We start from the raw sequence: 7,686 nt of genomic DNA, 5'->3' as shown, positions 1-7,686 counted from the left end.
GTTTATGATTATTTTAGCGGTTATTACTATTTTTTCTATATCTGGAATTCAAAAGTATTGAACATTCTATGGGTTTTATGAAACAAAAGAATTATTATGTTTCCTTAAATAGCAAAAAACCTAAATATCAGGTTCTTTGTCAGAAGCGTTTTGCTGCTTTTTGATGTAGCTTGTAATGATTTCTAGTTGATAAGAGATAAAAAGCAGTAAACCAAAGCCCGCACCAACTAAAGCACCTTTATATTCGTAAAGAAAGTAACCAAGTATAGAACTAACAATCATAAAAATAAAGACCATAATATCACCTCGATATAATACTAACTCAATAGAAAAAAGTTTATTTAATTTGCAGGAAAATTACTCTTTATCAAGTTTTCTTTCAATTTCTGTTAACCTTTTCGAAATAGTAGTAAGTAAAAATATTACATGAAAAGGAAATCCAATAGCTAAACCAACAAGAGGTGCAAAGACACCAACAGTAAAAATCCCAGCAATAGTTGCAAAAATATATATTAATACAATGATAAAATTCATACGATCAACCTTTTTTTGATAATTATAACAGAATTGGAAGTTATGAATTATATGAATTTTCAATTATTAAGATTACTAGATTAGGAAGTGAGCCAATGAAAAGCATAGAATTATTTGCGGGGATTGGAGGCATTGCTTTAGCTGCTGAATGGGCTAGAAGATCCGCGTTATATGAACCAAAACTATGCAGAACTTATAATGGGGGTTCCCAATGGGATGGACCAAATAAAGCAATAGGAAATGCTGTAGCACCAAGGCAAGTATATCTGATTTTTAAATTCATCAAAGAGATTCATGATAAGGAAACAAAAGAGTAAAGGTGTTTCGGGGGACAGTGCAAGGAGATGACAGTTTGGGTGAAGGTGAAATTTTTTTATCCTTGCACTGTTTAGTTAACATACCCGAGTTTGCTATTAAATGAAACGTTTTAAATATCATGTTTCATTGCTGATAAAAGTAGCGACATAAAAAGTTATGGGAAATCCTTAGAACAATGATTAGTAACGGTATGTTCTCTAGTTTGGTGTTCTTTACGGTCATTCGCAACCCAAGTTACAGTAGAAGATCTTTGGAAAATACATTCCTCTGGAACCTGTATTCGTTTATCGTTAATTTCATAATAGAATTTATCATTTACGATTCCGTATTCCATGTTAGGAGTTGAAGTTTCATAGAGACCATTTCCGTCATAAAGAATAACTGAAAATTCATTTTCTTTTTTTAACTTAGGTGCCCCCGTCAATATCGTAAGTAACTGTTAAAGTACCTTCGAAGTTTTCTGGAACTATGTGAATGGTATTTGTATAAGTTTCCTTGAAACACCCGACTAAGAGAATCAAGGTTACTAGGATAAATTTTTTCAAAGTATTTACAGGAAGTTCTCTTATAACTGTAGATTATACTGATAGCCGGTGCTACAGGTACGTATGTAATTAATTGGGCTTTCAACGTACACATTCTGATAAGTACACAAAGACATCTCAAAAGGGGTGTCTTTTTTACGTCCTTTTCTACATAATTAAATACATTTAAGGAATATTTTATTGAAATGTAAGGGTTGATATTTTAAAAGGAGAGAGGAACTTTGAAAAACTTTGTAAAATTTTTGTTAGTATTTGTACTAGCTCTTAGCGTTACACTGCCTTTATCTAATTCTACAGAAGCAGCATAGATTGAAATTATTGAACTAAAAGGAAAGATTTATATAAAATTAGTTGACTGTTTTAATAAAAAATAATAGAATGGAAAAAACTCGAAAAGTGAAACACAATGATTGGGAGTATTAAAGGAAGTTTATTGTTTAGAGAGCTGTCGGTTGGTGAAAGACAGTCAATAACTCCTCCAACTCGCCCAGGAGTGGTAAGACTGATATGTAGGTCTTAACGGTTGACGACCGTAATAAAGTCTTAAAGTGGATTCATTTAGTTTTTTAAGTGAATCAAAAAGAGTGGTACCACGTAGGCAAAGCCTGTCGTCTCTTATGAGATGACAGGCTTTTTTTATTTTAAAATTAACTAACTAATATAAATGAGAGGATGGAAGTCTTAATGAAAAATATCGAAAAGTATTCTAGAGGTTACTTTATGCCTCCAGTGAAAAGCTTAAAATGGACAGAAAAGGAATATATTACGGAGGCTCCTACATGGTGTAGTGTAGATCTTAGGGATGGAAATCAGGCTTTGATCATCCCTATGAGCCTAGAAGAGAAATTAGAATATTTTCAGTTGCTTTTACAAGTAGGTTTTAAAGAAATAGAAGTTGGATTTCCTGCTGCATCGGAAACAGAATTCACATTTTTACGTACATTGATTGAACAAAATTTGATTCCAGATGATGTAACAGTTCAAGTTTTAACACAGTCAAGAGAACATATCATTAAAAAAACATTTGAAGCGCTACGAGGTGTGAATAAAGCTGTCGTGCATCTGTACAATTCTACATCTGTGGCACAGCGTGAACAGGTATTTAAAAAATCGGAAGAACAAATTATTGACATTGCTGTAACTGGAGCAAAAATGCTTAAGAAATATGCTGCTGAAACTGAAGGGAACTTCCAATTCCAGTATTCCCCAGAAAGCTTCACGGGTACAGAAATGGAGTTTGCACTTGATATTTGCAACCGAGTACTTGATGTATGGCAGCCGACAGCTGATAACAAAGTAATTATCAACCTGCCTGCTACAGTGTCAATGTCCATGCCTCATGTTTACGCGAGTCAGATTGAGTATATGAGTGACCATCTGGACTACAGAGATAATGTCATCTTATCAGTGCATCCACATAATGACAGAGGAACAGGTGTAGCGGATGCGGAGCTTGGAATGCTTGCTGGAGCGCAAAGAGTTGAAGGAACATTGTTTGGAAATGGAGAAAGAACAGGTAATGTGGACATTGTAACACTTGCGCTAAACATGTTCTCACATGGGGTAGATCCTAAGCTGAATTTTGACAATATTTCTGAAATTATTTCTAAGTATGAAAAATTAACGAGAATGAGTGTTCACGAAAGACACCCGTATGGCGGTGAACTTGTCTTTACTGCATTTTCAGGATCTCATCAGGATGCCATTGCTAAAGGAATGAAATGGCGTGAGGAGAAAGAATGTCAGCACTGGACTGTACCTTATCTATTAATTGATCCGATGGATATTGGCAGAGAATATGAAGGAGATATCATTAGAATTAACAGTCAATCCGGTAAGGGTGGAATTGGTTATATACTTCAGCAAAAGTACGGATTTGATCTGCCTGCCGCAATGCGTGAGAATTTTGGATATATTGTTAAAAATGTTTCGGACCGTAAGCATAAAGAGCTTATGCCGGATGAAATCTATGATATTTTCATCAATGAATATGTGAATATTAGCACTCCTGTCGAGTTTATCGATTACAGATTTAATCAAAATGACAATTATGAAACAGATGTATCGATCAAAATAAATAATGAAGTAAAAGAGTTAACTGGAACAGGGAATGGAAGACTGGATGCTATTAGCAATATACTTCAAAACACATTAGATATTGATTATAAGGATTTAGTTTATAAGGAGCATGCATTAGGAAAAGGCTCGGGATCGGGAGCAAATGCTGTATCGTATGTAGGTTTTACGGCTTTTGACGGTACTGTTTACTGGGGCTGCGGAATTGATGTTGACATTATGACATCTTCTATAAAAGCGTTGTTTAGTGCCGTTAATAACATGATATCCAGTGTGAAACCAATATTGTAAAAGATTATTAACTTCAAATAGATAAGTGCTTTATCTACACTTGAATGACATTTGTGTTCAGAAAGCAAGTACATGGTTATGTACTAAGTTATTTAAACCGTCGGGACTATAAGGTTCTGACGGTTTTTTATTCTTTTTAAAACACGTTTCTTGGTTGATAGAGAATCGTAAAAAATTTCAAAATAAACAAAAAAATTATTCATTTTCATAAAACGGCTATCTCTTCATGACACAGCTAAAGGATGCTTCTAAAGTTTTTCTAATCCCTTAAATGAATTTCTTTAAATATTTCTTGGCATCGCTTACAAGTTACTTCATCCAAAGAACGGAAAATAATTTTCTTAGTATCTGTTTTTGAAGAGAAATTAAAAATAGTAAATGTATATCCACACTCGCTGCTGTAGTGCTTTTTAATGATATGAATAATATTTGTCTGATTTTCTTTTACTGTAGGAAAGTGCATATAATCCCCCTCATGTCAGCTGGAACAAGATGAATTGCATGATAGATTATACTTTTATTTGAAAAATTTGTGGATAGGTTATTTAGTGGTAATGATGGTTAAAATTTACGATTTGAATTTCTGCAGATTTAATGAAACAAAAAAATAAGTATATTTCGGGGGACAGTGCAAGGATAGCTAGTCTCAGTGGGAATTTATTTTATCCTTGCACCAATAACTGAAATACCCAAATATCATATTAATGAAACATTTTAATAGAAATATGTAAATAGTATATAGCTAGGCTATGAGCAAAATCGTTTATAAAGAAAAAATGACCTTATTCAGGTCGGGAAGGTTGATGTAAAAATTCTTTTATTTCTTCTAAAGTCATGCCAGTGCTTAGAGTAACCCAGACTAGTTCTTCCCATTCTTCATTCGATATTGATTCCTTTAATTTATCTAGTTCATTCATAGGATCTCCAAAAAAATGATAGTTTATATGTTGATGTAAAAGTGCTTCTTCCTTGTTATGAGAACTATCTAGATTTTGAAGATTGAGAGAAAAATTCTTTTATTTCTTCTACTGTCATACCAGCATTTAAAGCAAGAAGAATCAGCTCTTCCCATTCCTTGTCTAGTATTTTATCTTTCACTATATCTAAATCGTTCATAAGACCTCCATTTGATTTAGGTATTTAGCTATATTATAAAAGATTTGGAAAACATGAATGGATTTGTTTTTAAAAAATTATATAAATGTAAATTTTGTAATATTGATAGTTTGAATAATAGGTAACGAATTTACTAAAAGAAAAAATCCTTAAGAACACATAATGAGCAGTATTTTAAGGATCTCTTCTAAAATAAAGAGACTCGATTAATTTACACCCACTTATAAGTAAATTCATTATAAATATTCGATCTCTACAATTTCTAAACAAAGTAAGAAATAGATTTATTAGATATAAAAAGAGAACCAGTAATATGGTTCTCCGACAAGTTAATTAGGATAATTTCCACGCTGGAATTAAAGAATGGAATTTGAAAAAGAAGCTCATTAAAAGGTGGATAATTGTATAAATCCCTAATGTTATTACATATGAGATAAACCAAGTAAGCAAAGCTGAGTTTAAAAAGAGAAAAAGCAACAGCATTCCGACTGGAAATGGAATTAATATGATCAGCCACATAGGACTTTTAAGTGCTTCAATAATAGCTCCTAAAGAAACTACTGAAAATCCGATTATAAAGGCTTGCCATGCTGCAAGACCATTACTAATAAAAAGACCAGCTAAATAGTAAGAAAATGAAGTTAAAAGAATAGCTAATAAAAAATCAAAATAATATTTCACGAAAAATCCCTCTTTATAATTTATTTAACCTAATATTAACATTTTTAGAAATTATTTAGGGGTTACTTTATGAAAAAATTAAGATATTGATAAATCAAAATGATAGATCAGTTGATTAGGAGGGGAAGATGGTGAAAAATTACAAGACCAAGCATTGAGTGGCTGGGAAATAAAGCGTGATTAACTTGACTTATGATACTTCATTAACAAGGTTGAAAAATTATTAAATAATAGATCTGTAAATATATAGCCCTAAAATTAGTATGCAGTCTAATATAAGAGGCTTAATTTAAAGTTTAATGCTAATGTAGTAAAGGAGTGTTTAAATATGAATCTGAAATTAATAGGAAATGGTATAGAAACTGAGATTGCCTGTTATGAAGGTATTTCTTTAACTCAATATCAAGAATTAGCGAAAAGATGGGATGAAATGCTTTCAATTGTTCATAAAGAAGTGTTTGAATATATTAATGATGATGATCTATGTTTTGCTGACTGTGAAAATTTATTTCCAACACGCAGTAAATTAACAGGCAATTATTATATTGATTCTGTTTCTTATATTAATTATGTTAATCCAGCAGGATTTCAAATAACAATTAGTACAAGACTAACAGAACGTTTGCTGACTGGTGAAGATGATTATTTAGGGTTAGAGGTAGTTTTGTTTGCCAAGTCTGTAAATGATACTTTTGAGGTTTGGGGTATTGATAGTTCTTCCATTTAGTATCGTTAACCTTTTTTCTTTTAGAAAGGAAGCAATAAAAATATTAAGAGTGATGTGGAAGAATACTAGATGATTTAGATTAGGAGGAAGCACAGTGGAAATAAATAAACTGAATTTACCTATAGATACTAAAAATTTTCTGCTAACTAATAAATTTAAAGAAAATGAATTTGATTGTCTGAATGTTGATTTTTTTTCTTATTCAGATGGTTTCCTTTTAAATGTAGCAGAATGGACCATTAAAAATGATTTTTCATTATCTATATTAGGTAGTGAATATAAAGAAAAGTTTTTAGCAAGCTTAGAGAAGTTTAAAACATACCTCGTTATTGGAGAAAATGTCAATACAAGTAATCTAATTGCGATCCACCAGCCAACAGGGGGAATATATGAGTTGGAACATGAAATTATGGAAAAAGTAGAAAGGTATTTTGTTAATTCTTCTATAGAAGAGATGTATTACTGTTTAGAGTGTTTTAAAAAATATTGGATTCAAATAATAGAGGAAAGACAAGAAAATAATCTGAGAAGAATTTTTAATGAACTAAAGGATAAATTGATGGAATTCGATAGCAAGATATTAATAAATGACGATGATTATAATAGACAATTTTGGAACTCGCTATATTTTGATAAAATGAACTTCTTTTTAGAAAAATTAAAAGAATAATACATAGTTTAAATGGAGAACTGGCATTAATAATTAGATCGGATAAAAGATTTATGACATATAAATAACGGACAATATTTTTATTGGATATATGTTTTATATATTCAAAAAGATATGCAGTTTTATGAAACTCTATTTGTATTATGTTGCATGAAAAAATCTCTTCCATTCGAAGAGATCAGCTTTTTATTATTATTTTACTTTAAATGGTACTGCAAGTAAGATAGTATCTTCCTCTGAAGATGTTTGTTCCGAAGGGGAAAAAGATTTTACTATCCGATACTCTCCAGGGTTAAGTTCAATTTTAACATTTTTTAATTCTTTTAAAGAGATCAATTCTGTTTGAGATGTATTTGCTGGAATTGAAAGTGCGATAGCTTCAAAATTCATATCATCATCAACAGCATACCAAGTATTTTTAATTCTTTTTTCAATGTGAAAAGCTTTTCCGTATGTGTAGTCAATTGAGCTGTTGTTCTGAATAATCATTTCGAGGCTGTCTTTAGATGTTAAAGTATCAGCTTCTTTTATTAATAGTTTCAAGCCATTTTTCGAATTTGGAATTGCTTGGATTTTTGCTTCCGCTTCTGTACTTGTTTCTACATCTTTACTATCTGAAAGGGTTTGACATGCTGATAATAAGAAACAGATCAGAATTAAAAAAACAATAGATTGCCATTTCCTTATCATAATAATCCTCCTTTATCCCAGCCTTAACGGGCAGTAAG

At 31.4% G+C, this 7,686-nt stretch carries 12 protein-coding genes and 1 other annotated feature; of the genes, 4 read left to right on the top strand and 8 right to left on the bottom strand.

Annotation, left to right across the window (positions count from 1 at the left end):
* Positions 1-120: 120 nt before the first annotated feature.
* Both BFA01S_RS22645 and BFA01S_RS22640 read right to left on the bottom strand, forming a co-directional pair.
* Positions 121-297, bottom strand: a complete 177-nt coding sequence (locus tag BFA01S_RS22645) for a hypothetical protein (protein ID WP_156483967.1) — start codon at positions 295-297, stop codon at positions 121-123.
* Positions 298-357: 60 nt separating this feature from the next.
* Positions 358-534, bottom strand: coding sequence for a hypothetical protein (locus tag BFA01S_RS22640; protein ID WP_156483964.1), 177 nt, complete (start codon positions 532-534; stop codon positions 358-360).
* 95 nt (positions 535-629) lie between these two features.
* Between BFA01S_RS22640 and BFA01S_RS20100 the strand changes: the two genes are divergently transcribed.
* The gene (locus BFA01S_RS20100) at positions 630-851 is read left to right on the top strand and encodes a hypothetical protein (protein WP_066235168.1); all 222 of its coding nucleotides are present in this window, start codon (positions 630-632) and stop codon (positions 849-851) included.
* 155 nt (positions 852-1,006) lie between these two features.
* Here BFA01S_RS20100 and BFA01S_RS22980 read toward each other — a convergent pair whose 3' ends face one another.
* Positions 1,007-1,276, bottom strand: a complete 270-nt coding sequence (locus BFA01S_RS22980; protein WP_066235166.1) for a DUF6843 domain-containing protein — start codon at positions 1,274-1,276, stop codon at positions 1,007-1,009.
* Between the two features lie 518 nt (positions 1,277-1,794).
* Positions 1,795-2,016 (top strand) — a binding site (T-box leader).
* Between the two features lie 65 nt (positions 2,017-2,081).
* On the opposite strand from BFA01S_RS22980, the gene BFA01S_RS20090 reads away from it, so the two are divergent.
* Positions 2,082-3,764: a 2-isopropylmalate synthase gene (locus tag BFA01S_RS20090; protein WP_066235165.1), complete on the top strand. Its 1,683-nt coding sequence runs from the start codon at positions 2,082-2,084 to the stop codon at positions 3,762-3,764.
* Positions 3,765-4,023: 259 nt separating this feature from the next.
* Here the strand turns inward: BFA01S_RS20090 and BFA01S_RS20085 are convergent, their stop codons facing one another.
* From BFA01S_RS20085 to BFA01S_RS20080, 4 genes are all read right to left on the bottom strand, one after another.
* On the bottom strand, positions 4,024-4,227 hold the full coding sequence (locus BFA01S_RS20085; protein WP_066235164.1) for a hypothetical protein: 204 nt from the start codon (positions 4,225-4,227) through the stop codon (positions 4,024-4,026).
* 319 nt (positions 4,228-4,546) lie between these two features.
* Complete coding sequence (locus BFA01S_RS23545) at positions 4,547-4,681, bottom strand: hypothetical protein (protein WP_268874894.1); 135 nt, start codon at positions 4,679-4,681, stop codon at positions 4,547-4,549.
* A 64-nt stretch (positions 4,682-4,745) separates the two neighbouring features.
* Entirely contained in the window at positions 4,746-4,880 is a 135-nt protein-coding gene (locus BFA01S_RS22150; protein WP_082800101.1) for an anti-repressor SinI family protein, read from the bottom strand.
* A 333-nt stretch (positions 4,881-5,213) separates the two neighbouring features.
* Positions 5,214-5,561, bottom strand: a complete 348-nt coding sequence (locus tag BFA01S_RS20080; RefSeq protein ID WP_066235162.1) for a hypothetical protein — start codon at positions 5,559-5,561, stop codon at positions 5,214-5,216.
* A gap of 328 nt (positions 5,562-5,889) precedes the next feature.
* Between BFA01S_RS20080 and BFA01S_RS20075 the strand changes: the two genes are divergently transcribed.
* Complete coding sequence (locus BFA01S_RS20075) at positions 5,890-6,288, top strand: hypothetical protein (protein ID WP_066235160.1); 399 nt, start codon at positions 5,890-5,892, stop codon at positions 6,286-6,288.
* Positions 6,289-6,382: 94 nt separating this feature from the next.
* Positions 6,383-6,958, top strand: a complete 576-nt coding sequence (locus BFA01S_RS20070; protein WP_066235158.1) for an SUKH-4 family immunity protein — start codon at positions 6,383-6,385, stop codon at positions 6,956-6,958.
* A 192-nt stretch (positions 6,959-7,150) separates the two neighbouring features.
* On the opposite strand, the gene BFA01S_RS20065 is transcribed toward BFA01S_RS20070, so the two are convergent.
* Positions 7,151-7,648: an immunoglobulin-like domain-containing protein gene (locus BFA01S_RS20065; protein ID WP_066235156.1), complete on the bottom strand. Its 498-nt coding sequence runs from the start codon at positions 7,646-7,648 to the stop codon at positions 7,151-7,153.
* Positions 7,649-7,686: the final 38 nt, after the last annotated feature.

The organism is Metabacillus fastidiosus NBRC 101226 (genome assembly GCF_001591625.1).
Classification (GTDB): Bacteria; Bacillota; Bacilli; order Bacillales; family Bacillaceae; genus Metabacillus; species Metabacillus fastidiosus.
The sequence above is the reverse complement of the archived record's forward strand: the minus strand, read 5'-3'. Positions and strand labels throughout refer to the sequence as shown.